The sequence below is a fragment of the Xanthobacter sp. BG11Y11_SDJG genome, from assembly GCF_057364445.1.
This window is the reverse complement of record NZ_JBNFNU010000016.1, coordinates 1-25,788: the sequence shown is the minus strand read 5'-3', so window position 1 is coordinate 25,788 and position 25,788 is coordinate 1. Positions and strand designations below refer to the sequence as shown.

General features: G+C 66.4%; 20 protein-coding genes, 1 tRNA gene and 3 pseudogenes. 12 read left to right on the top strand and 12 right to left on the bottom strand.

The window, feature by feature from the left end:
* Positions 1–79: 79 nt before the first annotated feature.
* The 6 genes from AC2W7M_RS03500 to AC2W7M_RS03475 form a co-directional block, all read right to left on the bottom strand.
* Entirely contained in the window at positions 80–1,168 is a 1,089-nt protein-coding gene (locus AC2W7M_RS03500) for a coiled-coil domain-containing protein (RefSeq protein WP_486130104.1), read from the bottom strand.
* Positions 1,111–1,884: a hypothetical protein gene (locus AC2W7M_RS03495; RefSeq protein WP_486130103.1), complete on the bottom strand. Its 774-nt coding sequence runs from the start codon at positions 1,882–1,884 to the stop codon at positions 1,111–1,113. The genes AC2W7M_RS03500 and AC2W7M_RS03495 overlap by 58 nt, the downstream gene beginning before the upstream one ends.
* Before the next feature lie 59 nt (positions 1,885–1,943).
* On the bottom strand, positions 1,944–2,735 hold the full coding sequence (gene pstB, locus AC2W7M_RS03490; RefSeq protein ID WP_486130108.1) for a phosphate ABC transporter ATP-binding protein PstB: 792 nt from the start codon (positions 2,733–2,735) through the stop codon (positions 1,944–1,946).
* Between the two features lie 212 nt (positions 2,736–2,947).
* Entirely contained in the window at positions 2,948–3,766 is an 819-nt protein-coding gene (locus AC2W7M_RS03485) for a transglutaminase family protein (RefSeq protein ID WP_486130101.1), read from the bottom strand.
* A 39-nt stretch (positions 3,767–3,805) separates the two neighbouring features.
* Positions 3,806–4,756 (bottom strand): alpha-E domain-containing protein, encoded by a 951-nt coding sequence (locus AC2W7M_RS03480; RefSeq protein ID WP_486130099.1) that lies wholly within the window; start codon positions 4,754–4,756, stop codon positions 3,806–3,808.
* Between the two features lie 49 nt (positions 4,757–4,805).
* Positions 4,806–6,221, bottom strand: a complete 1,416-nt coding sequence (locus tag AC2W7M_RS03475; RefSeq protein ID WP_486130097.1) for a circularly permuted type 2 ATP-grasp protein — start codon at positions 6,219–6,221, stop codon at positions 4,806–4,808.
* Positions 6,222–6,387: 166 nt separating this feature from the next.
* On the opposite strand from AC2W7M_RS03475, the gene AC2W7M_RS03470 reads away from it, so the two are divergent.
* Positions 6,388–7,140 carry a competence/damage-inducible protein A gene (locus AC2W7M_RS03470; RefSeq protein ID WP_486130095.1) on the top strand — a complete coding sequence of 251 codons (753 nt, stop codon included), beginning with the start codon at positions 6,388–6,390 and terminating at the stop codon, positions 7,138–7,140.
* Positions 7,141–7,218: 78 nt separating this feature from the next.
* Here the strand turns inward: AC2W7M_RS03470 and AC2W7M_RS03465 are convergent, their stop codons facing one another.
* Positions 7,219–8,661: an undecaprenyl-phosphate glucose phosphotransferase gene (locus tag AC2W7M_RS03465; protein WP_486130093.1), complete on the bottom strand. Its 1,443-nt coding sequence runs from the start codon at positions 8,659–8,661 to the stop codon at positions 7,219–7,221.
* A 549-nt stretch (positions 8,662–9,210) separates the two neighbouring features.
* Between AC2W7M_RS03465 and AC2W7M_RS03460 the strand changes: the two are divergent.
* Together AC2W7M_RS03460 and AC2W7M_RS03455 are read left to right on the top strand one after the other, a co-directional pair.
* Positions 9,211–11,500, top strand: a pseudogene (locus AC2W7M_RS03460) (xanthine dehydrogenase family protein molybdopterin-binding subunit).
* 141 nt (positions 11,501–11,641) lie between these two features.
* Complete coding sequence (locus tag AC2W7M_RS03455; protein WP_486130091.1) at positions 11,642–12,076, top strand: c-type cytochrome; 435 nt, start codon at positions 11,642–11,644, stop codon at positions 12,074–12,076.
* Between the two features lie 63 nt (positions 12,077–12,139).
* Here AC2W7M_RS03455 and AC2W7M_RS03450 read toward each other — a convergent pair whose 3' ends face one another.
* Entirely contained in the window at positions 12,140–12,823 is a 684-nt protein-coding gene (locus AC2W7M_RS03450; RefSeq protein ID WP_486130089.1) for a cytochrome b/b6 domain-containing protein, read from the bottom strand.
* A gap of 353 nt (positions 12,824–13,176) precedes the next feature.
* Between AC2W7M_RS03450 and AC2W7M_RS03445 the strand changes: the two genes are divergently transcribed.
* The 6 genes and pseudogenes from AC2W7M_RS03445 to AC2W7M_RS03420 all read left to right on the top strand — a co-directional run bounded on the left by AC2W7M_RS03445 (position 13,177) and on the right by AC2W7M_RS03420 (position 18,261).
* Positions 13,177–13,455, top strand: coding sequence for a hypothetical protein (locus AC2W7M_RS03445; RefSeq protein WP_486130087.1), 279 nt, complete (start codon positions 13,177–13,179; stop codon positions 13,453–13,455).
* A 257-nt stretch (positions 13,456–13,712) separates the two neighbouring features.
* Positions 13,713–13,979: pseudogene (locus AC2W7M_RS03440) on the top strand (Wzz/FepE/Etk N-terminal domain-containing protein); the annotation flags it as partial.
* Between the two features lie 221 nt (positions 13,980–14,200).
* Complete coding sequence (locus tag AC2W7M_RS03435; RefSeq protein WP_486130085.1) at positions 14,201–15,979, top strand: AAA family ATPase; 1,779 nt, start codon at positions 14,201–14,203, stop codon at positions 15,977–15,979.
* Positions 15,963–16,331: a hypothetical protein gene (locus AC2W7M_RS03430; protein WP_486130084.1), complete on the top strand. Its 369-nt coding sequence runs from the start codon at positions 15,963–15,965 to the stop codon at positions 16,329–16,331. Before AC2W7M_RS03435 ends, AC2W7M_RS03430 begins: the two co-directional genes overlap by 17 nt.
* A 44-nt stretch (positions 16,332–16,375) precedes the next feature.
* Positions 16,376–16,774: a hypothetical protein gene (locus tag AC2W7M_RS03425; RefSeq protein ID WP_486130082.1), complete on the top strand. Its 399-nt coding sequence runs from the start codon at positions 16,376–16,378 to the stop codon at positions 16,772–16,774.
* A 38-nt stretch (positions 16,775–16,812) separates the two neighbouring features.
* Positions 16,813–18,261 carry an O-antigen ligase family protein gene (locus AC2W7M_RS03420; protein WP_486130080.1) on the top strand — a complete coding sequence of 483 codons (1,449 nt, stop codon included), beginning with the start codon at positions 16,813–16,815 and terminating at the stop codon, positions 18,259–18,261.
* 42 nt (positions 18,262–18,303) lie between these two features.
* Here AC2W7M_RS03420 and AC2W7M_RS03415 read toward each other — a convergent pair.
* A tRNA-Pro gene (locus AC2W7M_RS03415) sits at positions 18,304–18,380 on the bottom strand.
* Positions 18,381–18,738: 358 nt separating this feature from the next.
* Here AC2W7M_RS03415 and AC2W7M_RS03410 point away from each other — a divergent pair.
* Positions 18,739–22,266 (top strand): tandem-95 repeat protein, encoded by a 3,528-nt coding sequence (locus AC2W7M_RS03410; RefSeq protein WP_486130078.1) that lies wholly within the window; start codon positions 18,739–18,741, stop codon positions 22,264–22,266.
* Positions 22,267–22,615: 349 nt separating this feature from the next.
* Here the strand turns inward: AC2W7M_RS03410 and tolR are convergent, their stop codons facing one another.
* The 3 genes from tolR to ybgC form a co-directional block, all read right to left on the bottom strand.
* Positions 22,616–23,077, bottom strand: a complete 462-nt coding sequence (gene tolR / locus AC2W7M_RS03405) for a protein TolR (protein ID WP_486130076.1) — start codon at positions 23,075–23,077, stop codon at positions 22,616–22,618.
* Between the two features lie 4 nt (positions 23,078–23,081).
* A complete protein-coding gene (gene tolQ, locus AC2W7M_RS03400; RefSeq protein WP_486130106.1) occupies positions 23,082–23,750 on the bottom strand; it encodes a protein TolQ in 669 nt (222 codons plus the stop codon).
* Positions 23,751–24,120: 370 nt separating this feature from the next.
* A complete protein-coding gene (gene ybgC, locus AC2W7M_RS03395; RefSeq protein WP_486130074.1) occupies positions 24,121–24,648 on the bottom strand; it encodes a tol-pal system-associated acyl-CoA thioesterase in 528 nt (175 codons plus the stop codon).
* Here ybgC and AC2W7M_RS03390 point away from each other — a divergent pair.
* Both AC2W7M_RS03390 and AC2W7M_RS03385 read left to right on the top strand, forming a co-directional pair.
* Positions 24,569–25,249, top strand: a pseudogene (locus tag AC2W7M_RS03390) (hypothetical protein); the annotation flags it as partial. The gene ybgC and the pseudogene AC2W7M_RS03390 overlap by 80 nt on opposite strands.
* 23 nt (positions 25,250–25,272) lie before the next feature.
* On the top strand, positions 25,273–25,647 hold the full coding sequence (locus tag AC2W7M_RS03385; protein ID WP_486130072.1) for a sigma-70 family RNA polymerase sigma factor: 375 nt from the start codon (positions 25,273–25,275) through the stop codon (positions 25,645–25,647).
* Positions 25,648–25,788 lie beyond the last annotated feature (141 nt).

The window sequence follows — 25,788 nt, the reverse complement described above, 5'->3', positions numbered from 1 at the left end:
CAAGGCCGAGATTGTTTTTTGGGGTTGTTGCCCCATTCGGAGGGGCACGCGGGCGCGGGTGCGTTCCTCCAGCGCGGCCTCATAGGCGCGCACCGGCCGCCTCCAAGCGCGTCGTGCCGCTCTCGCGGCTGCCGAGGGTGAAGAGCGCAGCGCCGAGATTGTTTTGGGCCGCTGCCCAATCGAGGGGAACGCGGTCGCGGGTGCGCTCCTCCAGCGCGGCCTCATAGGCGCGCACGGCCTTCTCCAGGCGGGCGGTGCCGCTTTCGCGTTTGCCGAGGTTGGAGAGCGCAACGCCGAGGTTATTCTGGGCCAGCGCCCAATCGAGAGGCGCGCGGGCGCGGGTGCATTCCTCCAGCGCGGCCTCGTAGGCGCGGACGGCCTCCTCCAAGCGGGCGGTGCCGCTCTCGCGTTCGCCCAGGGTCGAGAGTCCGTTGCCGAGATGGTTCAGAGCGGCGCCGCGCTGGCCCTGGTCCCTGGCGCGGGCGTGCGCTTCCCGGGCGAGAACGATCGCCACCTCCAATGCGGCGTTGATCCCCGCATCCCTGCCCCTCTCATAATAGTCATCCTGAGCTTGGATGATCGCTTCGAACCGCGCCTGCGGCTGCTGCTGCTCCAGTTCCACCGCCTCCACCAGCAGCCGGGCGGTTTCCTGCCAGTCGAGACGGGTGAAGGTGGCATCGGCGCGGGCGCGCTTGGTCTTGGCCAGTTCGGCGCGGCGCAGGGCGATCTCGGCGGCCACCTCCTGATGGTGGGCGAGGAGACGGGCCAGGGTGGCCGCCTCCTTTTCGTCGATCTGCGCCAGGAGGCGTTCCGCCGTCTCCACGTCCCCGGCGGCGTGCGCTTCGGCGGCCTTGGCGCGCAACGGCCCGATCTCCGGCGAGAGGTTGCGGGAGCCCCCCTCCAGCTCGACGATGCGGCGGCCGAGGTCGTCCCAGCGCCGGGCGATCTCGAACAGGGTGGCGACCATCTGGTCGGGCGCCACGTCCCGGCCGACGATGGTCTGAAGGAAGCCGAGCACGGTGGATTGCGTGCTCGCGAACCGCGCCTGCGCCTCGCCGAGGGCGAGAGCCAGCGCCTCCTTCTCCCGCTGGGTGAGGTCCAGTTGCGCGGTCAGCTGCTCCACACCGGCGAGGATGGCGGACGCCTTCTGCTGCACCGCCCCGAGCAAATGCTCGATCGCCCCCAGCCGCGCCGCGCCGATCGTCTCCAGCGCCGCATCTTGCCGTCGCAGGCGGCGGCCAGCCGCTTGATGTCCACCAGCTCCGCGGCGAGGAAGATGGCGCGAAAGCGCACATTGACCTTCAGCTCCTCGTTCACGAACAGAGCGAAATCGTCGTACCAGCCGGCGCGGCCGGCGCCCCGGAACAGCACGGCGAAGGCCTCAGGCGGGGCGGCGCCGCAGGCGGCTTCGATCTCCGCGAGCGCCCGGTCCTCCGCCCGCGCCCGCCGGTTCTCCGCCGCCGCGGCAAATCCTTCCACCGCGCTCGGATGCACCATCTCGTCCAGCACGTGGCGCACGTCCTCGGCGCTCACTTGCTCATGGTCGAGGGCGCTCTTGCGCAGCACCTGCTGGCGCTCGTCGAGCCAGGCGATGAGGCTAGCGTGGAAGGCGCCGTCGTCCGCGGCCTTCTCCCTCTCCGGCCGGTCCTTCAGCACCCGTCCATAGGCGTCCGCCACCCGGCGGACCGCGGCGAGATGGGCGGCCCTGATGCCGCGCACCAGATCATGATTTTCGGGCAGCGGAAGGCGCCCCGCCATGCGCGCGCGGACCGCCAGCATCTCGTCGGACAGGCGGGTGCCCAGCAGCGTGCCCGCGCCAGTCTGCAGCGCGTCCCCAACGGTCGCCCCGACGATGCCCAGCAGCCCCGCGACTTCAATCATCATCGCGCTCCCCGGCGGCGATGGTGGTGCAAGTCGCCGTACGCGTCCAGCGGTATGCGGCTCTAGCCGAACCGTCCGGTGAGATAGCGCTTGGTGCGGCCTTCCTGCGGCTTGGTGAAGAGGTCGTTGGTGGTGGCGAATTCCACCATCTCGCCGAGATACATGAAGCCCGTATGGTCGGAGACGCGGGCCGCCTGCTGGAGATTGTGGGTGACGATCACCAGCGTGTAATGCTGCTTCAGCTCCGCCATGGTCTCCTCGATCCGGGCGGTGGTGATGGGGTCGAGCGCCGAGCAGGGCTCGTCCAGAAGGATCACCTCGGGCTTCACGGCGATGGTCCGGGCGATGCACAGGCGCTGCTGCTGGCCGCCGGACAGGCCGAGGCCGCTCTGGGGGAGGATGTCCTTCACCTCTTCCCACAGCGCCGCCTGGCGCAGCGCGTGTTCGACCCGCTGGTCGAGTTCGGCCTTGGTGGGTTCCTTCACCTCGTTGATGCGAATGCCCAGCGCCACATTGTCGTAGATGGACATGGGGAAGGGCGTCGGCTTCTGGAACACCATGCCCACCCGCGCCCGCAGAACCGCGGGATCGAGGGCGAAGATGTCCTGCCCGTCCATCAGCACGTCGCCCTCCACCCGCTGGTCGGGATAGAGCGCATACATGCGGTTGAAGATGCGCAGCAGCGTGGACTTGCCGCAGCCGGACGGGCCGATGAAGGCGGTGATGGCATTGGCGCGGATCGACACGCTCACGTCGCGCAGCGCCTGCTGCCGGCCATAGGAGAAATTGACGTGGCGCGCCTCGATCTTGATGGGCGGCGGCGCGCTGGTCTTGGTGAGACTGCGCGGCACCATCAGGCCGCCGGGCGGGGAGGCCTCGCCGGCCTCCGCCGGAATGTGCATGGACATGATGTGCGGCTCCCTTCGTTCCCTTCCGGGAAACTAGGGGCAGACGGCATCGGTTTCCTTGCGGGAAGTCAGAGGGCGGAAGTTTCGATCCGCCGGCTAAGGAGCCGCGAGGCCTTGCAGGGCGGCACGGGGCCGTGCCGGCGCGCTCAGTTCTGGCCCTAGGCCTGGGCTTGGGCCTGCGCCTTGGGCGGGTTGCGGCCGTCGAAGGCGATCACATGCTCGCGGATGTCGCCGCCGACGCTGCGCAGCGGGGCCACGCCCACCGCGTCGAGGCCAACCGCCAGGCGCACATAGTCCTCGGTCGGGCAGAGGTTGCGCCCGCAATCGAAGGCGACCCAGCCGATGGAGGGCACGTGGGCCTCGGCCCAGTGCCGCGCCGCGGCCTCGCCGTCCACCGCCAGATAGCCGGAGATGTGGCGCGCCGGCACGCCACAGATGCGCGCCGCGGCGGTGAAGAGATGGGCGATGCCGCCCGAGCAGGCGGCGGCCTTCTCAAGTGCCGCCTCGGCGGTGAGCGGATCGCCCATGGCGGGGCCGTCCTCGTCCTTCACCGCGCCGTGGACGCGCTCCATCAGGGCATGGAGGAAGGCGAGCGGGTCCTCGGGCTGCGCGCGCACCTCGGCCGCGAATTCGACGACGCGCTCGGACGGGTGGGTCAGGTCGGTCTGGCGCAGATAGAGCGAGGGCGGGAAGCGCTCCACCGTGCCGCGGATGATGCCGGTGGTGTCCTGGGTCTCCACCTCGCCCTCGGCGGCGATGGTGAAAGACGTGACCGGCCCGTCGATGGTGAAGGCGTGGCAGAGATTGCCGAACGCGTCCTCCTGGGGATGGAAGCGGGTATCGCTGTCGAGGTCGAGCGTCCAGCGCTGCACATATTGACCCTCGTGCCCGCGCGGCGTGAGCCGGACGATGGCGGAGGCGTTGCGGGCGGCGGGCTCGAATGTCTGGGTGATCTCGTGGCGGATGCGCACGCGCATGGCAGTCCTCGCCGGCTGTAGTCTCGGGTGGCCCTCGCCTCAGGTCAGATACTGCTCGGTGATTTCCGCCCCGAGCTTGTTGTTGTCGGAGATGAACTCCGAGATGAACTCGTGCAGCCCCGACTGGAAGATGTCCTCGATGGAGCGGTTGGAGAGCCGCGCCAGCATGGAACGCGCCAGCCGCTGGGAGGGTCCCTGCCGGCCATAAGCGGAAGCGATGTCGTCGAGGTTGCGCGCCAGGCTGTCATAGCAGGCGGCGAGCGAGCGCGGCATCTGCCGGTTGAGGATCAGCAGGTCCGCCACCAGCCACGGCTTCACGCTGTCGCGATAGACCCAGTGGAAGGCGGTGAGCGCCGACACCGAGCGCAGGATCGAGGCCCACTGGAAATAGTCGAGCGGGCCGCCGATATGCTCCTTCTCCGGCAGCAGCACGTGATACTTCACGTCCAGGATGCGGGCGGTGTTGTCGGCGCGCTCCAATTGGGCGCCGGAGCGGGCGAACCAGTAGCCGTCATTGCGCAGCATGGTGCGGAAGGTGGCGCCGTCGAAGCGCAGCGAGGTCTCTTTCACGAACGCCAGGAAGCGCGAGAGCTCATCGCGGGTGAGCGCGCGGTTGGGGAAGTTGCGCAGCTCGATCCAGGCCGAGTTGATGACGTCCCACATCTCGGAAGTGAGCGCCGTGCGCACCGAGCGGGCGTTGGTGCGCGCCACCTCGAAGCAGTTGCGGATGGAGGACGGGTTTTCCGGCTCGAAGGCGAGGAAGGAGACCACGTGCTCCTCGGTGGCATCCTCCAGCGGCCCGTAGCGGTCGACAAACTGCTCGGCGCAGCCGGCAGTCAGCACCGCCGAACCCCACTCATTGGTCGACCCGCCATAGGTCACAGGCGTGTAGGCGAGGCGCTGCGACACGTCGAGGATGCGCGCCAGACAGTCGGCGCGCTCCACATATCGCGTGAGCCAGTAGAGGTTGTCGGCGGTGCGGGAGAGCATTGCTGGCCTATCGGATAAGGAGGAGAGGCGAGGGCGGTGCGGCGCGGCGTCAGGCGTCCAGGACCCAGGTGTCCTTCGTTCCGCCTCCCTGGCTGGAATTGACCACGAGCGAGCCTTCCTTCATGGCGACGCGGGTGAGGCCGCCCGGCACGATGCGCACCCTGTCGGAGCCGGAGAGGATGAAGGGCCGCAGGTCCACATGGCGCGGCGCGATGCCCTTCTCCACCAAGGTGGGGCAGGTGGAGAGCGCGAGCGTCGGCTGGGCGATGAAGTTCGCCGGGTCCGCCTTCAGCTTGTCGCGGAACTTCTCGATCTGCGCCTTGTCGGCGGCGGGGCCCACCAGCATGCCGTAGCCACCGGAACCGTGGACCTCCTTCACCACCAGCTCGGGCAGGTGGTCGAGGACATACTTCAGGTGGTCCGGCTCGCGGCAGCGCCAGGTGGGCACGTTCGGCAGCAGCGGCTCCTCCGAGAGGTAGAAGCGGATGATGTCCGGCATGTAGGAATAGACCGCCTTGTCGTCGGCGACGCCGGTTCCCACGGCATTGGTGAGGGTGACGTTGCCGGCCTGATAGGCGCTCATGAGGCCCGGCACGCCGAGCACGCTGTCGCGCCGGAAGGCGAGGGGATCGAGGAAGTCGTCATCCAGCCGGCGGTAGATCACGTCCACCCGTTTCGGCCCCTCGGTGGTGCGCATGTAGACCGTTTCGTCCTTCACGAACAGGTCGCGCCCCTCCACAAGGTCCACGCCCAGCTTGTCGGCGAGGAAGGAGTGTTCGTAATAGGCCGAGTTGTAGATGCCCGGGGTGAGGATGGCGACGTTCGGTTCGCTCCCGCCATGGGGCGAGAGCGAGCGCAGGGTGGCCAGCAGGTCGTCGGCATAGTTCTCCACCGGCGCCACCTTGTGCATGGAGAACAGCTCGGGGAACAGCCGCAGCATGATCTCCCGGTTCTCCAGCATGTAGGAGACGCCCGAGGGGGTGCGCGCATTGTCCTCGAGCACGTAGAAATTGTCCGGCCCGGTGCGCACGATGTCGATGCCGGCGATGTGCACGTAGAGGTCGTGCGGCACCCGCTGGCCGTTCATCTCCGGGCGGAAGGCCGGGTTCTGGTACACCAGTTCCTCCGGCACCACGCCGGCCTTCAGGATGTCCCGCTTGGAATAGACGTCGCGGATATAAAGGTTGAGCGCCTTGACCCGCTGCTCCAGGCCCTTCGACAGGCGCGCCCATTCCTCCTTGGTGAGGATGCGTGGGACGATGTCGAAGGGGATCAGGCGTTCCTGGGCGTTCTGCTCGCCATAGACCGCGAAAGTGATGCCGATGCGGCGGAAGATGAACTCCGCCTCCTTGCGGCGGTGGTCCAGCACGTCCTGCGGCACCGAGGCCAGCCACTGCTTGAGCGTCTCGTAGGCCGGCCGGATCGCGCCGTCGGTGCTGGACATCTCGTCGAACGCTTGCCGCATGGGGGCTGACACTCCGGGGGACAGGATCACAAACCATCTCTACAAACATCGTGCCAAAGAAGTGCTAAACGGGGAAGCGGTTGCGCCGCGAAGTTCAAGTTGTCGGCGTGGCGCGAAATTAGGCAGGCATGCGGCGCCTGCCGGGCGAGAGGGCAGGAGGCACGTCATGGGAGAGGCAGACGGCGCGCAATCGGTCACGGCGGCGCTGATCGTGATCGGCGACGAGGTGCTGTCCGGGCGCACCAAGGACAAGAATATCGGCCACATCGCGGAGCGCCTCACCGAAGTGGGAATCGATCTGCGCGAGGTCCGGGTGGTGGCGGACGTAGAGGACGACATCGTCGCCGCCATCAACGCGCTGCGGGCCCGCTTCACCTATGTGTTCACCACCGGCGGCATCGGCCCCACCCACGACGACATCACCGCCGACGCGGTGGCCAAGGCGTTCGGCGTTCCGATCGACGTGGATCCGCGGGCGCGGGCGCTGCTGCTGGAATACATTCCGGAAAAGGACCTCAACGAGGCGCGCCTGCGCATGGCGCGCATCCCGGAAGGCGCCTCGCTGGTGGTGAACGAGGTGTCCAAGGCGCCTGGCTTCCGGATCGAGAACGTGATCGTCATGGCCGGAGTGCCCCGCATCATGCAGGCGATGCTGGAAGCGGTGCTGCCGGAGCTGGAGAAGGGCGTGCCCGTGCTCTCGGAGACCCTGCTGGCCGGAGCCAAGGAGGGCGATATCGCCGCGCCGCTCAAGGCGATCGCGGCGCGCTTCCCCCAGGTCGCGATCGGCTCCTACCCGTTCCGGGACGAGAACGGCGAGCCCAATGCCAATCTGGTGGTTCGCTCCCGCGATCCGCAGATGCTCGCCGCCGCGCGGGACGCGGTGGCGGATATGCTGGCACGGCGGGACTGGGCACGCTAGGTCCGCAGAGGCGGGAGGGTCCGGTTCAGCACGCGAGGCCTGGCACGCGATCCGCGGGCCGCCCGAGGGGCTGCCGGATCAATAGGCCTGCTTGCGCATGACCTCGATGAAGGTCTTCAGGATGATGGTGATGTCGAGCCAGATGGACCAGTTGTTGATGTACCAGAGGTCCATCTCGATGCGGCGTTCCATCAGCTCCAGCTTGGCGGTCTCGCCCCGCAGGCCCGCCACCTGCGCCCAGCCGGTAATGCCGGGCTTCACGTGGTGGCGGAAGGCGTAGCCCGAGATCAGCTTGGAATAGGCATCGTCGTGGGCGATGGCGTGCGGGCGCGGCCCGACGATGGACATGTGGCCGAGGAGCACGTTCACCACCTGCGGCAGCTCGTCGAGGCTGGTGGCGCGCAGCACGCGGCCGATCCGGGTGACGCGCTTGTCGTTCTTCTGCGCCTGGGTGATCTGCGCTCCGTCCTCCATGACCGTCATGGAGCGAAACTTGAAGATGGTGAACTCACGCCCGCCGAAGCCATTTCGCCGCTGGCGGAAGATCACCGGCCCCTTCGAATCGAGCTTGATGAGAAGCGCGATGGTCGCGAACAGGGGCAGCAGGACGGTGAGGGCGAGCGCCGATACCGCGATGTCGAGCGCGCGCTTCTGCGTCAGCTCGACAGGGGAGAGGGGCGCGCGCTGGACCTCGATCGCCACCGAGGTGCCGAACTCCACCCGCGGAGAATTGAGCAGCGGGCTGACCGCGGAATCCGGCAGCAGCTTCACCGGGATGGGAAGTGCCCGCAGGCGCGCGCGCACTTCATTGAGCCGGGTCCGGTCGTTCCACGGCAGCGCCAGAACGATCTCTTCGACCTTGTGCTGCCGGGCAAACTGGAGCGCGCTCTTCAGCGTATCCGCAGCCGTCTCGTGTGACGAATCGGTGGGAAACACGAAGCGGCGGCGCTCCGAAAGACCGAGGCCGAACATCAGATCGTCGGTCGTCAGCTTTGCGATTTCCTTATCGTCGCCGATGACGATGGCCGACCGGCCGGTGACGGCTCCGGCAACGATGCTCCGGCGCAGCCAAAGCGCGTAGAACCAGCGCAGCGAAGGCAGGACGATGAAGCCGAGCACCGCGAAGGTTCCGGTGGCGAGCCGCGAGGTTTCGTTGCCGACCTTGAAGCAGAAGATCACGGTGCCGACGAACAGGACGGCGAAGGTCCAGTTCACCACCGCGGCGCTCACCTCGTCGCTGACGCGGGCGATCTGCCAAGGCTTGTAGAGCCCGCGCGCCTGCGTCGTGAGAACGAAGGCCACGCAGGCGGCAATGCTGATGCCCAGGCCCCGGCCCAAGTCGAACTCCTCGTACCAAGCCTGCGAGAAGAGGAGCGAGACCAGCAAATTCAGACAGACGATCGTCAACACGTCCGCGACCGCGAACATCAGCGCGGTGGACCCATAGCCGATGCGCGACTGCGCCTCGCGGGCGTCAAGCTCGCGCGCCCTCACATGTCCCTCGTGCGCCGACAATGACATCCTGCCTCCGGGCGGTCCGTCAGATGGGGGTGGGCCCCCGCCACTCCCCCGGCATCGTCATGATCTCAGTAGCGAAAGTGTTACCACGTCGACCTGCCGCATGCAAGCGAGTATTGATATATATGAAAGATACCTCCGAGTGTAATCCTATCGTCATCGTTCGCTTTAATCTAAAACAAAAATTGGCTTCAGATAAAATTTTATTTGAATTCTGTGCGAGTCGCTCCGACGAGGCTAAGTCATAATTGGAATTGCGACAGCAAAAAATAGAAAAAATACGTCATAAGAATATGGGTTAGTGTGGGGAGGTCACAGGTTGGTCCGCCGTTGGTCGAACACTGGGCAGTTGTGCACTGCAAAAGCCGGGGTTTGACGCACCTTTGAGCGCCTCGTCCGGGGTTCTAGGAGGTATCAGATAGCTGTAGCGGATCCGCGGCACGGCCGGTCAGGCGTTCGGGAGCGGAGGCCGGGGTGTTGCCGGCGGCCGGCGCCGGCAACCGTTTCCCGTAGAAGGGCGGCAGCCAGTTACCGTAAAAATGGGGACTCGAGATGAAGTTTGGCGTCGGGCAAAGTGTGAGGCGGACCGAAGACGGCCCCCTGATTGTCGGCCGCGGGCGATTCGTGGCCGATCTCGCCGCCCAAGCGGGCGCTTGGGGCGGCGCTGGTGCTGCGGGCGCCTCATGCCAATGCCGGCTTCACGCTGGCGAACGTCGACCAGGTGCGGGCCATGCCCGGCGTGCGGCTCGTCCTGACCGGGGAGGACGTGGCCGGGTGCGGACCGATTCCCGTTGCCGGGACGATCCGGGTGGAGGGCGAGCCGCGCATGTGGACCTCCTCCCGCCCGGTTCTTTGCGCGCAACGCGTGCGTCACGTGGGGGATCCGGTCGCTTTCATCGTCGCCGAGACGCTCGATGCCGCGCGCGATGCCGCCGAAGCGATGGACATCCACTGGACCCCCCAGCCGGCGGTGGCCGATCTTGCTTCCGCCATGGCGGAGGGCGCTCCGCGCGTCTGGGAGGAGCGGGACGGAAACCTGGCCTTCACGGCGTCCATGGGCGATGCCGCCGCGGTCGAGGCCGCGTTCTCGGCGGCGGCCCGGATCGTCCGCATCGATCTGGTCAACAATCGCCTCGTCACCAACTATATGGAGACGCGCGGCGTCCTCGCCGAGCTGGAAGCCGACGGGCGGGTGCGTCTCACCCTGGGCAGCCAAGGCTCCCACGGCATGCGCGATGCGGTGTGCAAGGTGCTGGGCTGGCCGCGCGAGGACTTGCGAGTCGTAACGCCGGACGTGGGCGGCGGCTTCGGAACCAAGGCGTTCCCGTTCAGCGAATATCCTTGGCGGCGCTGGCCGCCCGCCGGCTCGGCCGGCCGGTCGCCTGGATCGGCGACCGCACCGAGCATTTCCTCGCCGACAGCCACGGCCGCGACAACCTGACCACCGCCGAGCTGGCGCTCGACGCCGAGGGGCGCTTCCTGGCGCTGCGGGTGGATACGCTAGCCAATATGGGCGCCTATCTCGGCTATTACGCGCCGTTCATCCCCTGGGTCGGGGCGACCATGCTTCCGGGGGTCTATGACATTCCCGCCGTCCATGCCCGTATCCGCGGGATCCTCACGCATACGGCGCCGGTCGACGCCTATCGCGGCGCGGGCCGTCCAGAAGCGGCCTACGTGATCGAGCGGCTGGTGGACGAGGCGGCGCGGGAAACCGGCATCGGGCCGGTGGACCTGCGTCGGCGCAACTTCATCACGCCCGGGCAGATGCCTTACCTGACCGCCACTGGACGCACCTATGACAGCGGGGACTTCGACCGGCACCTGACACGGGCGCTCGCCCTGTCCGGCTGGGAGACCTTCCCCGCGCGTGCGCAGGCTGCGGCCGCCGAGGGCCTCGCCCGCGGCATCGGCCTCGCCACCTATATCGAGGCGTGCGGCGGCGGCTCGCCGGAGCCCGCCTACCTTACGCTGGATGCGGATGGCGGCGTGACGGTGAAGATCGGCACCCAGAGCAACGGCCAGGGGCACCACACCGCCTATGCGCAGCTTGTGGCCGCCGAGCTTGGGCTGCCGCTCGATCGCGTGCGGGTGCTGCAGGGCGACACGGACGATACGCCTACCGGCAACGGCACGGGCGGCTCGCGCTCGATTCCCGTCGGCGGCGCCGCCGTCGGATGGGGCGGCGCGCCTGCTGGGCGACAAGCTCCGTGTCCTCGCCGCCGGCGCGCTGGAAGCCGATGCCGCAGACATCACGTTCCGCGACGGCCGGGCGGTGATCGTCGGCACTGATCGCGGGCTCGACCTTTCCGCCATCGCCGCCCTGCCCGACGCGACGCCGGAGGCCCTGGCCGCGACCCATGCCTTCAAGCCGTCCGAGGCGACCTATCCGAACGGAACGCATGTCTGCGAGGTGGAGATCGATCCGGAGACCGGCACGACCCGCATCGTCGGCTACACCGTGGTGGACGATTTCGGCGCGACGCTCAATCCGCTGCTGCTGGAAGGACAGATCCACGGCGGCGTCGTCCAGGGCATCGGCCAGGCGCTGGCCGAGCACACGGTCTACGACGGCGATGGGCAATTGCTCACCGCGAGCTTCATGGACTACGCGCTGCCCCGCGCCGCCGACGTCCCGCCGATCGTGTTCGAGACCGCCAACGTGCCCTGCGCCACCAATCCCCTCGGGGTCAAAGGGGCAGGGGAGGCGGGCACGATCGGCGCCTGCCCCGCGGTGATGAATGCCATGGTGGACGCGCTCGCACGGGCCGGCTGCGCGCCGCGTCTGGATATGCCGGCGCTCCCGCAAACCGTGGCCGCCGCTTTCAGGAGCCGCAATTAGTTTGCTGCGCAGGGGCTTGGCCTCCTGGCGTGGTGGCAAATAGCCGCGCAGGGCCTCGCGAAGGCGTGAGCGTCGCGTCGTTGGGGAAGGCTGGAATTTCTGTAAACAGGTCTGTCCCATCTGTTGCATTCGGAGTTTGAGATGCGATTTGCCCCCGCTGCCGCTCTGTTTCTGGCCAGTCTGGCCGCCGCCAGCCCCGTTGCCGCCCAAAGCGGGCCGATCGGCGAACGCAAGCAGGCCATGAAGGCCATGCAAGATCAGGCGGAGATCGGCGCTGCCATGCTCAAGGGCCAGTCGCCTTACGATTCCGCCAAGGCAACCCTGATTTTCCAGACGTTCGTCGACAAGATGAAGGGCTACGGCACGCTGTTCCCGCCGGGGTCGGACAAGGGCGATACCAAGGCCCAGCCGGCGATCTGGAGCGACCGTGCGGGCTTCGACGCCGCAATTGCCAAGTTTGGCCAGCTGGTGGCTGAGAACGCCCCCAAGGCCGGCACGGCGGACGGGTTCAAGGCCGCCTTCGTGGCCGTCGCCGACGGCTGCCGTTCGTGCCACCAGTCCTTCAAAGCCCGCTGACTCGGCTGACGCCGTAAACGAAAGACGGCCGGGGTCCTTGGGGCTCCGGCCTAAGCTCCGGCCTCATCCGAGCGATGCGATACCCCAGACGACGGCGGCGCTGATCGCCAGCACACAGGCGGCCAGGAACGGCGAAGCCATGCGCGGGGCCGCGACCGATGCCGGCAGGCGTTTCCAGCCGACGATCATGGGGCCGACGAGGTTCTGCCGCGCGACCGCCGCATAGGCCAGGACCGCCGCCACGTGGAGGCCAACCGCCACGAGGATCACGTCGAAGCAGAAGCTGTGCCATGACGTAAGGGCCTCGCTGGTGGCGCCGTCCACCAGATGCGCCAGGGGCCCTTCGACGATGAGCCCGTCGGACGCGAACAGGCCGGTGCCGGCCTGGAATAGCAGCAGGCAGATCAAAGCCAGAACCATCAGCGCGCCGGCGGGATTGTGCCCGGTTTTGGGCGCCTCCGGCCTCCGGGTCAGGCTCGCGAGATGGCGCAGCGCGGCGCCGGGCCCGCGCACGAATCGGGCGAACCGGGCCGTGTCGCTGCCGATGATGCCCCAGACGATTCGGAACAGCAGCAAGGTCAGGACCGCATAGCCCGACAGGAAGTGCCAATCGATCTTGCCCATGCGCGCGCTGGCATAGGAGAACGCCACGAGCGCCACCAGGCTCCAGTGGAACAGCCGTGTCGGGGCGTCCCAGACATAGACCTTGCGCTCTGTGCGCAGGTCGTGACGCGTGATGTCGTCCATGCTTCAGAGCCTCGTCTTTGCGTCCTCCCGTGTCGCCGCTGGGGCGGTCGACAGAGCCTCGGGGGCGGGCCTGAACCCTCGGCGCAGATAGTGCCGGCCGGCGAATGGGCAAGTCGAGGGTGGCACTTGGTCGCTGAAAACGTGCTGCGGCGCAATAGGTTCAGCTCTACCGACCAGCTTGATCGGGGCCGGAGCAAGAGCCGAGGGCAGGGGGGCGGAATCGGGTCGGTACAAAGGGACCGCCCCGGATCGCTTGAAAATGCTCAATTTTGCCGAGAGAAATGGGGGTCCCGGGATTGCGCCGGTGCGGGGTCTGTGGTAGCTTCCAATCAACTCGAATAGAGGAGCGGCTCATGCCCACCAACGCTCGTCGCCTTTTTTGCGCTGCCGCATTTGCTTCGGCGTTGATGGCAGCTCCGGCCGCTGAAGCCAGTCTGCTTCAGCGTATCCAGTTTCTGCAGTCAAACTCTACGCCGTTCGTTGGCTCGAATTACGCAGCGAACTCTCAGGGCCGCGCCTGGATCGGCCCGGGCAAGCGGACGGTGCTTGCCTACAAGGCCTACGCCTACGATCGCTATCTCAGCAGGGTCCTGCGCCGGCCGGTCAGTGCCTTTTGCCGGTTCTTCTGCTGACGCGCAGTCGTGTCGGAGTGTTTGCGCCCTCGGTCGCCTTTGCTTGAGCAAAAACGCGTCCGGGGGGCGTTCATTTTGATCCGCATGCTCGATTGGTCCGGTGGCGTTCGTGTGTCCCGATTGCCCGGCAGATGTTGATCTGATTTGCTCCGCGTGAGTAGGTGCCATTGTATTCTGCTGTAGCCTCGGTGGCGCGTGCGCAGCGGCCGAGGTGATGGCACGCCGCGCGGTGAGGTCAGGAAGGTGGGAATTCCGCTATGTTGCGCGTCAATTCGGGTTCCAGAGTAGCGGCCGACGCGGATTTCAGCGGCCAACAGGTGATTTCAAATTTGTTGTCGGTCGTTCGTCGGCGCAAGTGGCTTGTTGCCGCCATTGCTGCCACGGTCGCCGGCCTGTCCGCGGTCTATGCTGTCTTGGCGACCCCTCAATTCATTGCCGAAGGCCAGCTTCTGATCGACACGCAGCAGGCGCGGACCATCGATTTCTCGGAAGGGGGCGCAATTACGGCTGACGCCGGCATGATCGATAGCCAGGTCGAGATCCTGAAGTCTGAACGCATCATCAAGGCCGTTATCAAGGAACTGAAACTCGTGGAGGCCATGAAGGAGCGCCTCGCCGCCCAAGAGGCGAGCGATGGCGTGCCGGACTTTCTGAAGGCCATTGTTCCTTTCTTTTTCAGCGGCCTCAGCTCAGTGATTTTGAAGTCGAACGCCGCGTCATCGATTCATTTAAGACGAATCTCAAGGTGCAGCGTGTCGGTTCGTCTTATGCCATCTCGCTCAGTTTCAAATCACCGAGCGGGCAACAGGCAGCTAATATTATCAATCAACAAGCTGAGTCTTACATCGTCGACCAGCTGGAATCCAAATATCAGGCCACGCGCCGCGCCAGCGTTTGGCTTCAGGATCGGATCGCGGAGTTGCGCGAACAGGCACTCGCCGCCGACCGCGCCGTTCAGGACTTCAAGGCCAAGAACGACATCATCGACACGGGGCGGGGTCTGGTATCCGACCAGCAACTGTCGGAGGTGAACACGCAGTTGGTCCAGTCGCGCGCTCAGGTGGCCGAATCCCAGGCCCGCTATGAGCGGGTGCAGACGATCATCAAGCAGGGCACCGCGCTCGGTGCCAGTGACGAGGCGGTCGCCGACGTTCTGAGCAATCCGATCATCACGCGCCTGCGGGGTCAGTATCTGGATGCTGTCAAGCGGGAGGCCGAATGGACCAAGCGTTATGGCGAGGATCATGTGGCGGTGGTCAATCTCCGCTCTGAGATTTCCGGGCTCCAGCGCGCGATCTTCACCGAACTGAGCCGGATTGCCGAGAGCTACAAGAGCGACTTCCAGATCGCAAAAGCACGAGAAGACAGTCTTAGCCAGAGTCTCGACCAACTCGTGACCCAAAACAAGCTCAGCGCGAAGAAGCACGTGGAACTGCGCGAGTTGGAAAGCACCGCGCAATCCTATCGTACACTGTACGACAATTTTCTTGAAAGGTTCATGCAGACGACGCAGCGCCTCTCTTTTCCGATGACCGAGGCGCGGCTGATCACGGAAGCGTCCCGGCCGCTGAATCCAGCCGAGCCCAAAGTCCCGCTGATCGTCGCGGGAGGCACCATGCTTGGGCTGGTGCTGGGCCTTCTGGCGGCCTTCTGGCGCGAATCCATGAACCGCACCATCCGCTCGCCTGCCGAGGTGGAGCAGCATCTGGGTCTGGACTGCCTTGGCGTGCTGCCGAAGCTGGCAATATCGCCGACGGCGAGCGCAGCGCCGGCTGCAGCTTCGGGAGACCGAACGAGCGCCTTCGAGAGTACCACCGGCATTATGCGGCAGGTGTTGACAGATCCCTTCTCGCGCTACACGGAAACCCTGCGCGCCGTCAAAGTGAGTGCCGATATATCGATTCTAGGCCGCGCCAAGATTATAGGCATCACGTCGACGTTGCCGAAGGAAGGCAAATCCACCATCGCCGCCAACTTCGCGCAGCTGATCGCCCACAGTGGCGCGCGCGCGACGCTGGTCGACATGGATCTTCGCAATCCTTCGCTCACGCGACGCATTACGCCGAACGTCAAGTGCGGTTTGCTCGAACTGATCGTCGGCCGGGCCTCCATGGAGGAGGTCAGTCACATTGACCCCATCACGGGTCTGCGGTTCGTGCCGTCGCTCGTCGCCGGGCATATTGTGCATACCAACGAAATCCTCGCATCGGCCGAGATGGCGGCGACGATCGAGAAGCTAAAAGACGATGCGGATTACGTGATCCTCGACCTCCCGCCGGTCGCGCCCGTGGTCGATGTTCAGGCCGCCGCGCATCTGGTCGATTGCTTTGTCTACGTCCTGGAATGGGGCCGGACCAATCGCGACCTGGTGGGCAGCATTCTCGATAACAATCCCAAGATGTCCGAAAAGGTCTTGGGATGCCTTTTGAACAAGGCGGATCTTGCTGCGCTGCGAAGCTTGGAAAATTACGGCGGCAAGTACTATTATTACCAGTATCATTCCCGCTATGGCGCAGACACCTGACGACGGCTTCGGCCGACAGCCTCGGCTGAAGCCCCGACTGAGCGGCTTCGCGGCACGCGCGATCACTTTCGCAATGGTGGTCGGATTTGCCATGTGGGGCACGCGCGTGGCTTCAACCACGGTTGATGGTGATCGCCTGACGATCAATCTTGTGGCTCAGGCCATGCTTGAGGGAGCGACCTATTCCGATTCGGATTTGCTGAAATTCGACGGCATCTTGGGTGAGCGTAGCCCTGACGATCTGTGCATCCCACTGGATATGGCAAGCGAAGTCATCATTCGCTTGGCCTTGGTGGAGGCGCAGATCCGGCTTGGCGACGCCGCCGCGGCGAGCGCGCGCTCGGCCTCGTAGATCGGTCGATCTCTCGTGCCCTGGCGTGTGATCCCAATATGTCAATGGCCTGGATCGCCTCGGCATGGGCTGAGTTCGCGCGGCATGATTTCACGCCGCGGGTGGCGGAACTCGTGCGCATGTCGATGACGACCGGGCCTTACGAGGGCTTCAGCGTTGCCCGCCGCGTGCAGCTGCTTGTGGATGCGCTGCCCACGATCACCGATCCAGATATGCGGCGCCTGCTCGCCGCACAGGTCCGCGTGCTTATGGACAACGAACTCTATACGGTGCTGGCTTTCAATTACGTACGGTCTGAGGACGCGGAACGCCAAGTCCTGGCGGAGATCTTCGCGACCGGTTCCGAGGAGCAGCAGACGAAGATCGCGGCGGTGGTTTGGCGCTCGGGGGAGGACATTGAACTTCCCCTTGCGCCGGCCCGAGGCTCGCGTCCCTGGAACTGAGGGGATTTCCATTCCCGGACCTGATCGGAAGGGAACGCATGCTTGAGAACGCCTCGGATTCGCAGCGCGCCTCCAGGTCCGGATCCGATGGGCTTCGGCACGGGATTGCCGATCGGCTTGGGTTTCTGCTTTTCCTGGGTGCTCTTGCGCTCTGTCCGCTTCCCGACGGCTCGGTGGAACTGGTCTGGATGCTGATCTGGGGCGCCTTCGCCAGCGCCTGCCTGCTCATGCTGTCCTACGCGTCGATCAACCGCGCATCGGCGCTGGTGATCGCCGGGTGCGGCGGGTTGGCCGCGGCCTTCGTCGCCGTCGCCCTGCTCCAATCCCAAGCTCCTGGTCTCTCGCCGCAGCCCATATGGCAGATGGCCAGCAGCGTGCTGGGTGTCGATCTGCCGGTCCTTTCCACCGCTGTGCGGGATGCCCCCTTGATCGCCCTGGGGGTGCCCCTTTTGGCGCTGCTGTTGTTTGCCGCCGGCGTGGTGATCTCCGCTGACGGCCGGCGGGTCGAACTAACCTATCGGGTGCTGATCGCGATCGCCTGCCTCTGCGGGTTGCTGGGTCTTGCCGCCTTGCTCTTCGGCATCGAAGCGCTGCGGCCGACTGATGCGTCGGGCACGTTGACGACCTTCTTCCTGAACAAGAATACGACCTCGACCTATCTCGGCTCTGCATTCCTCATGTGCATCGTGCTTCTTCTTCACCGCCTGCGCACCGCGCTGCCGGCGTCGGGGGGGAGCGTGCCATCGGGGGAGGCTTTGGCGCCAACCCGCGCCGACCGGCGTGTCCTGATCGGCCTAGCCGCCGCGGCGCTGCTGCTCGGCCTGCTCATCCCGCTGGCGAAGTCGCGGTCCAGCCTCGCCATCGTCGTTGCGCTTACGGCTGTCGCCGGCCTTGTCCTGTTGGGGCGGCGGGTCCGTTCCTGGCGGGTCGTTGTTCCGGTCGTCCTCGCGATCTTTGCGGCGGGCTATGTGTTCGTCGGTCAGGGCTTTCGGATGCGTGTGGCCCAGCGCGGAATTGACGACGAAAATCGCACCGAGGTTTATCGCTCGGTGATCGAGGGCATCACCCAGAATCCCCTGCTCGGCACCGGCCTCGGGACCTTTCCAAGCGTGTTTCCGACTTTGCGCAATGAGGATCTCGAAATCAGCGGCGTGTGGAGCATGGCCCACAGCACGCCGCTCGAGCTGGCGCTGACTGGCGGGCTCCCCTTGACCGCAGGGGTCGCGGCCTTCTTCGGCCTGTGCTTCGTTTTGCTGGTCAGAGGCGTGATCCGGCGCCCGCACGATCCCTATATTCTCGGCGCCTTGCTCGTCGGCGTGCTCGGGGCGCTCCACTCGATGGTCGACTTCACGCTGCAGATTCCCGGCTATCTGATGATCTATGCGGGAGTGACCGGCATCGGCGTTGGAAGAGCGCTGCGGCCGCCGACCGCCACTGTCTACGAGAAAGTGCGCCGGCGCCGTTCGGTCCAGACGGGACCGGAATGAGGAGCGGCGACACCTGACCCATCGCAGCGCCGGCCCAGGCAATGGTCGGAGCAGCAGGATTTGAACCTGCGACCCTCTGCTCCCAAAGCAGATGCGCTACCAGGCTGCGCTATGCTCCGATGCCCTTGCCGAGACCGCCCTTGCTACATTTTCAGCCGTCAAAGCGCAAGCGCGGAGCGGCCCGCGAGGGGGGCGACAGCCATATGCGTCCTGTCGGGCGCAGGGCGCGGAGCTATCGCGGGGGCGAACGCCCCTCCTGCGCGCGTTAAACTCTTCGACCGATCATCGCCCGCAACCGTCAACGGAAGACGCACGCCGGCGTTCCAGTGCTCCGAACCGGGGACCGAGACGTGGGGCTGACGCCGCGCGATCGCGCCCGCCGCGCCTGTCAAAAGCCCAACCCAATTGGGTGATGCGGCACCGTCCTCGGCCATGCGAGCTTCCGGCCCAATGACATTCCCCTTGAGGGATCGGTCGATGGCTGCTTGGACCCTGGAGCTCGTCATGGCGCTTATTCCCTTCCGCTTCGCCGGCCTCGGCGGCTTCGGCGCCCGCGCGAAAACGCCGGCCTTCGGTGCGCTCGATGCCGCGAAGACCGTGCGCGAGGGCGCGGTCAATTCCGGCCCGGTGCAGCTCGATGCCAACGTCACCCTCACCAATCCCGACGGCACCGGCTTCGGCGGCGGCCGGCTCACCGTCTCCATCGCCGGCGCGACGGCCGCCGACAGCTTCTCCATCAAGGAGGCCGGCGGCATCACCGTTTCGGGCGACGCGGTCTATTACCAGGGCGCGCGCATCGGCACCGTGACCTCGGACGGCGTCGGCGGCAGCGCCCTCACCGTCGCCTTCGACAGCGGGCCGGTGAGCAACCAGGCGGCGACCGCGCTCGCGCGCTCCGTGAGCTATTCCTCCGCCGCCGACGCCCCGGGGGCCGCCGCGCGCGCCGTCACCTTCCAGGCGGTGGATGCGGAGAAGACCGCGGGCGCGGCCCGCATGACCCTGAAGATCGCCGCCGACCGCGACGCGCCGCAGGTGTCGGACCTCGAGGCCCATGTGGTCCGCACGCCGCAGGGGGCGCTGACGGCGCGGGTGGTGGACGGCGACGTGACGGCGCGCAATCCGGACGGCACCGGCTTTTCCGGCGGATCGCTCAACGTGCATCTCGACGGCGCGACGGCGGGCGACGACCTGACGCTGGCAAGCGGGCCGTTCCGCATCCAGGGCACCAAGGTCTTTCTGGGCACGGCCCACGTCGCCAACGTCACCGCGAGCGGCCAGGACGGCGCCGACCTCACCATCAAGTTCAAGGCCGCCGCCAAGATCTCCGACGCGCAGATGACGCAGCTCATGGAGCAGGTGGCGCACGCGACCTCCGATGCCGCCCCGCCCGAAGGCGAGCGCACGCTCACCTTCACGCTGACCGACAAGGAGGGCGACGTGACCCGCGCCTCTGTCGGCCTCACGGTGGCGCAGCCGAACCGCGCGCCGGCTGCGGCGGACGACGCGCGCACCACGGCGGAGGACACCCCGCTCGTCGTCTCCGCGGCGGACCTCCTGGCCAATGACGGCGACCTCGACGGCGACACGCTGAGCGTCACCGGCTTCGGCGGCGCCAGCGGCGGCACGCTGGTCTATTCCGGCGGCACCTTCACCTTCACGCCCGATGCGGACTTCAACGGCCCGGCCTCCTTCACCTACACCGTCTCGGACGGCAAGGGCGGCACCGACACGGCGACGGTCAACGTCACCGTCACGCCGGTGAACGATGCGCCCGTCATCACCTCCGGCGCCACGGCGACGTTCGCGGAGAACACCACCGGCACCGTCTACCAGATCGCGGCCAGCGACGAGGAGGGCGACACCCTCACCTACACGCTCTCGGGCGCGGATGCGGACCTGTTCACGGTCGATGCGGACGGGAAGGTGATATTCAAGGCGGCGCCCGACTTCGAGGCGCCGGCGGATGCGGGCGGCGACAATGTCTACGACATCGTGGTCGAAGCGAACGACGGCACCACCACCACCAAGGCGGTGGCGATCACGGTGACGGACGTGGCGGAGAACAGCGCGCCACGCATCCTTGATGCCTCCGCGCAGACGGTGATCGAGGCTGAGGCGGGGAGGGTCGGCAATGCATACAGCCCAGACGCTCTGTTCTCGCCGGACGGCACCAAGGTGCTGTTTCGGTCTTATGCCAGCAACCTGGTAGAAGGCGACACAAACGGCGCCTACGACGTTTTTGTGAAGGATCTTCAGACCGGCGCGGTGACGCTGGTGAATTCCTCCAGCGCTGGCACCCCCGGTAACGGCTGGAGCGAGGTGCATCAGTTTTCGCCGGACGGCACCAAGGTGCTGTTCACGTCCTTGGCGAGCAATCTGGTGGAAGGTGACGGCAACGAGGCCGTTGACGTCTTCGTAAAAGACCTTGAGAGCGGCGTCGTGGCGCTGGTGAATTCATCCAGCGCTGGCGCACCGGGCAATGGCCCGAGCTACGGATTTCAGTTTTCGCCGGACGGCACCAAGGTGCTATTCCTGTCCTATGCCAGCAATCTGGTGGAGGGCGATACCAATGGGACTTATGACGTCTTTGTAAAGGACCTGGAGACCGGAGCGGTCACACTTGTGAATTCCTCCAGCATCGCCACCAGCCCGGGCAATGGAGGAAGCTACGGCTCCGAATTCTCGCCGGACGGCACCAAGGTGCTGTTCACGTCCTTGGCGAGCAATCTGGTGGACGGCGACAACAACGAGGTCCGGGACGCCGTCGTGAAGGACCTTGAGACGGGAACAGTGACGCTGGTGAATTCGTCCAGCTCCGGCACACCGGGCAATAATCGCAGCGAGGGCTACGTCTTTTCTCCGGATGGCACGAAGGTGCTGTTCACATCCCAGGCCAGCAACCTGGTGGAAGGCGACATCAATGAGGCCGGCGACGTCTTCGTGAAGGACCTTGCGACCGGAGCCGTGACGCTTGTAAATTCCTCCGCTTCCGGGGTGCCGGGCAATGGCACGAGTTATAGCCATCAATTTTCGCCGGATGGTACCAAGGTTTTGTTCCAGTCAAATGCCAGCAACCTGGTGGAAGGCGACACCAACGGGACCAATGACATCTTCATAAAAGACCTGGAGACCGGCGCGGTGACGCTGGTGAGTTCATCCAGCACAGGGATCCTAGGCAATGGCTACAGTATTGAGCCTCAGTTCTCGCCGGATGGTACCAAGGTTTTGTTCCAGTCAAATGCCAGCAACCTGGTGGAAGGTGACCAGAACGAGACCACCGACGTCTTCGTGAAGGACCTTGAGACCGGGGCCGTGACGCTTGTGAATTCCTCCAGTTCCGGCGCGCCCGGCGACGGGTGGAGTTTCGGCTACCAGTTCTCACCCGACGGCACCAAGGTGCTGTTCCTCTCCGCAGCGAACAATCTGGTCGAAGACGATGCCAACGGTACCTATGACGTCTTCGTTAAGGATCTCGGTACGGGCACGGTGACGCTGGTGAATTCCTCCAGCTCCGGCACAGCGGGTGACTATAGTAGCGAGGGCTTCCAGTTTTCTTCAGACGGCACCAAGGTGTTATTCAAGTCCAATGCCATCAACCTGGCCGAAGGTGACGCCAATGGGGGCTACGACGTCTTCGTGAAGGACCTCGCCACGGGCGAGCTGACCATCGTCTCGGCCAGTGCGGGCTATGGCTTGCCGCTCAGCCTGTCCGGCGTCGTCATCTTCGAGGATGACGACGCCGCCGACATTCACACGGTGACCGTTACGCCGGCGGACGGCACCATCGGCACGCTGGTCGCCACCGTGGTGCCGGTGGCGGACGGGCCGGACCGGGTGGAGTATGTCTACCAGGCCGACCGCGACGCCTTCCTCGATCTCCAGGAGGGGGAGACCAAGGCGGAGACCTTCACCCTCCTGATCGACGACGGGAACGGCGGCACGGTCTCGCACGACGTGGTGGTGACGGTGGCCGGCACCAACCGCGCGCCGGATGCGGCCGAGTGACAACTTCGCGGTGGATCAGGACGTACGAACTGGCCCTGTTCGGAGGCGGCGGCGGCCGGCGGCGGGGTGGTGGCGTCCACCGGCGCCTTCTCGGAGACCTTCGGCTTGGAATCCTCGACCGGGCTCGGCGTGTCGACCTTCTCGGCGACGGTCTTCGGCGCCTCGTCCTTCTTGCCGCTCTTCTCGCCCTTGGTCATCTTGGTGAATTCGGAAGCGGAGACGATGTCCACGGGCATGGATTCGGGCGGCGTGTCGAACGGCTTCGCGCCGGTGAAGGACACCAGCATGAACACCAGAACGCTCGAATGCAGCACCGTCGATGCGGCAAGCCCGACACGCATCTTGCGCCTCAGCCTCCCTGTTCCACTTCGGTGACGAGGGCCACCCGCTTGAAGCCGGCCGCGGACAGGCGCCCCATCACGCCCATCACGGTGCCGTAGTCCACCTTCTTGTCCCCGCGCACGAAGATGCGCTCGTCCATGCCGCCGCGCGCCTGGGTGATGGCCTGCAACTTCGGGACCAGCTCCTCGCGCTTGATCTCGCTGTCGCCGATGAAGATCTGGCCCTTGTCGTTGACCGAGAGCGTGATCGGCTCCTTGTTGTCCTGGTTGACCGCGGTCGCCTGGGTCTGCGGCAGGTCGATGGGCACGCCGACCGTGAGCATCGGCGCCGCCACCATAAAGATGATGAGCAGCACCAGCATGACGTCCACCATGGGCGTCACGTTGATCTCCGCCATTACCGGCCGGGCGCGGCGCCGCGCGCGACGGCTCTGCCAGCCGGCGGCGCCCCCTCCCGCGGACATTCCCATGGTCTTACTCCTGCTCGTCGATCTGCCGCGACAAGATCGCGGAGAACTCGTCGGCGAAGCCTTCCAGGCGCTGGGCCTGCCGGCCCGCCTGCGACACGAACTTGTTGTAGAATATGGTCGCGGGAATGGCGGCAATGAGGCCCATCGCGGTCGCGAACAGGGCTTCCGCGATGCCCGGCGCCACGACCGCGAGCGAGGTGTTCTTCGACGCGGCAATGGACTGGAAGCTCGACATGATGCCCCAGACCGTGCCGAACAGGCCGATGAAGGGCCCGGCCGAGCCCACGGTGGCGAGCACCAGCAGCTTGGATTCCAGCCGGTCCATCTCGCGGGCGATGGTGACGTTCATCACCTTGTCGAGCCGCTGGTTGAGCCCGGCGAAGGAGCGCGCGCCGCCCTCATAGGTGCGCTTCCACTCCCGCATGGCGGCCACGAAGATGGCAGCCATGCCGTGGTTCGAGCGGCCGGCGAGGGAGCGGTAGAGATCCTCGAGGCTCTGGCCCGACCAGAACACCTGCTCGAAACGGTCCATCTCGCGCCGGTTGCGGCCGAACAGAAGCGTCTTGTCGATGATGATCGCCCACACCCAGATCGAGGCGAGGATCAGGCCGATCATCACCAGCTTGACGACGATGTGGGCCTGGAGGAACAGGCTGAGGAAGGACATGTCCATGGCGGGGGCCGCAACGCCCGACGCGGCGAGGTCCTGCGCCACCGCAGGGGCGGCCGCGGCCGGCACCGCCGCCAGCAGCACCGCCGCGAGGGCGAGCGCGAGGCGGCGCGGGAGGCGCGTCTGCAAGAACGTGGAGCCTGCGCCACGACGGCGCGTTCGATCTGTCATTCCCTCGCTCCGTGGGCGCGGCAAAAGCGCCGCGCATGCCGGTCCCGTTTACCGTGCTGCGCGGTCTTTGATCGGGCGATCCTGTCCAAACTTTGGCACCGGCGCTCGATTGGCCCACCGCGCGGCGCGCCCGTCGCCGCCGACGACGACACTAGCCACAAATAGCCTTAACGGGCGGTTAGGATCGTGGCGCGCGGCGCCCTCACAGCGCCGCCCCGCCGAGCACCGCGGCTTCCCGAGCGTCATTGAGCGTCGCCTGGCGCAGCGCGTCCGGGATGCGCTTGGCGCGCCCCTCGGACACGAAGGCGACGCGGACATTGGCGGACACCAGCACCTCGCCGGCGCGCTTGACCTGCTGCAGCAAGGTGATGGAGGCGCCGGCGACCTCCTTCGAGAGCGTGACCACCTCCAGCACGTCGTCGATGCGCGCGGGCTTGAGGAAATCGATCTGCATCGCCCGCACGACGAAATGGAAGCCCGGCGCCTCGGCGGCGGCCTGGGCGAACAGCTCGCCCTGCACCACGCCCAGGAGGCGCATGTAGTCCGAGCGGCCGCGCTCCATGAATTTCAGATAATTGGCGTGGTAGACGATGCCCGAGAAGTCGGTATCCTCGTAATAGACCCGGAGCGCCAGTGCGTGCCCGCCGGGAATGAGCCGGCCGGCGAGCTGGGGATGGGCCTCCAGCTCTCCCGGGGCCACGGCGCGCTCGCCCGCGATGTCCGTCTTCATGGCGCCTCCGCTGAAATCCTCGCCGCCCGGCGCACCCCCGGCCGCAGGCTCCGCCTTCGGCTTGCGCGTGCGGACCACCCCGGCGGCCTTCGGGCGGGTTCTAACGGATTTGGAACGGCAAGATCAAATGCGCGCTCATGTCGCCCCCGGGCTGGAACCTGAGGCGGCGCCTTGCGGCAGGCGCATCTCCCGCTGGCGGCAGGCGACGAGATGCCGTACCGGAATGGGGATTGCCTGCGCGCCAAGTCCAAATCATGAAATCGTTATTTGGCAGCGCCAACGCCGCGATGGAGCTTGGCCGTGCGCGCCGTCCCCACGCCGGCGCGCGTGCGGTCATCCGATCGGTCCGGCGTCTCGTATCGAGGTCATGCATGCTGCTGCCCCGCCTGTCATGGAAACGCCGCCGTCCGACCGGGTTCGCGCCCGCGTCATGACCGTCCCGTCTCCAGCGGGCGGCGGCGCCGATCTCGACGGCCTCATCCTCGCCATCGCGCGCGATGCGGACCGCCAAGCCTTCGCCGCCTTGTTCCGGCACTTCGCGCCGCGGCTGAAGTCCTATCTGTCCCGGACCGGCCTGCCCGCCAACGCTGCGGAAGAGCTGGCCCAGGAGACCATGCTCGCGGTGTGGCGCAAGGCGTCCTATTTCGATCCCGCGCGCGCCGCGCCGCCACCTGGATCTTCACTATCGCCCGGAACCTGCGCATCGACCTCCTGCGCCGGGAGCGGCACCGCTCCACGCTCGACGTGGATGCGGACGGGGAGCCGGTGGACGAGACGTCCGGCGAGACCATGCTCATGACCGCCGAGCGCGAGGCGCGCGTGCGCGCCGCGCTGTCCGCCCTGTCGGAGGAACAGGCGGCGATCGTGCGGCTGTCCTTCTTCCAGGAGAAGCCGCATTCCGCCATCGCTCAGGAATTGGGCATCCCCCTCGGCACCGCCAAGTCTCGGGTACGGCTCGCGCTTGCCCGGCTGCGGGTGCTGCTGGAAGACCTGAAATGAGCCCGCGCGCCCACCCCAGCGACGAGACGCTGCTCCGCTTCGCCGCCGGCACGCTGGCGCCCGGACCGCGCCTCGTGGTCGCCGCGCATCTGGAAGGCTGCGCCTGCTGCCGCCGCACCGTGCGCGCATTCGAGGCGGCCG

Bases quoted from the DNA above. Each gene is read 5' to 3' on its own strand.
- AC2W7M_RS03480 (WP_486130099.1), bottom strand. From the start codon at position 4,756: ATGCTCTCCCGCACCGCCGACAACCTCTACTGGCTCACGCGATATGTG.
- ybgC (WP_486130074.1), bottom strand. From the start codon at position 24,648: ATGAAGACGGACATCGCGGGCGAGCGCGCCGTGGCCCCGGGAGAGCTG.
- pstB (WP_486130108.1), bottom strand. From the start codon at position 2,735: ATGGTGCCGCGCAGTCTCACCAAGACCAGCGCGCCGCCGCCCATCAAG.
- AC2W7M_RS03465 (WP_486130093.1), bottom strand. From the start codon at position 8,661: ATGTCATTGTCGGCGCACGAGGGACATGTGAGGGCGCGCGAGCTTGAC.
- tolQ (WP_486130106.1), bottom strand. From the start codon at position 23,750: ATGGACATGTCCTTCCTCAGCCTGTTCCTCCAGGCCCACATCGTCGTC.
- AC2W7M_RS03425 (WP_486130082.1), top strand. From the start codon at position 16,376: ATGGCCTGGATCGCCTCGGCATGGGCTGAGTTCGCGCGGCATGATTTC.
- AC2W7M_RS03430 (WP_486130084.1), top strand. From the start codon at position 15,963: ATGGCGCAGACACCTGACGACGGCTTCGGCCGACAGCCTCGGCTGAAG.
- tolR (WP_486130076.1), bottom strand. From the start codon at position 23,077: ATGGGAATGTCCGCGGGAGGGGGCGCCGCCGGCTGGCAGAGCCGTCGC.
- AC2W7M_RS03410 (WP_486130078.1), top strand. From the start codon at position 18,739: ATGGCTGCTTGGACCCTGGAGCTCGTCATGGCGCTTATTCCCTTCCGC.
- AC2W7M_RS03455 (WP_486130091.1), top strand. From the start codon at position 11,642: ATGCGATTTGCCCCCGCTGCCGCTCTGTTTCTGGCCAGTCTGGCCGCC.
- AC2W7M_RS03475 (WP_486130097.1), bottom strand. From the start codon at position 6,221: ATGCGGCAAGCGTTCGACGAGATGTCCAGCACCGACGGCGCGATCCGG.
- AC2W7M_RS03485 (WP_486130101.1), bottom strand. From the start codon at position 3,766: ATGCGCGTGCGCATCCGCCACGAGATCACCCAGACATTCGAGCCCGCC.
- AC2W7M_RS03420 (WP_486130080.1), top strand. From the start codon at position 16,813: ATGCTTGAGAACGCCTCGGATTCGCAGCGCGCCTCCAGGTCCGGATCC.
- AC2W7M_RS03470 (WP_486130095.1), top strand. From the start codon at position 6,388: ATGGGAGAGGCAGACGGCGCGCAATCGGTCACGGCGGCGCTGATCGTG.
- AC2W7M_RS03495 (WP_486130103.1), bottom strand. From the start codon at position 1,884: ATGATGATTGAAGTCGCGGGGCTGCTGGGCATCGTCGGGGCGACCGTT.
- AC2W7M_RS03445 (WP_486130087.1), top strand. From the start codon at position 13,177: ATGCCCACCAACGCTCGTCGCCTTTTTTGCGCTGCCGCATTTGCTTCG.
- AC2W7M_RS03450 (WP_486130089.1), bottom strand. From the start codon at position 12,823: ATGGACGACATCACGCGTCACGACCTGCGCACAGAGCGCAAGGTCTAT.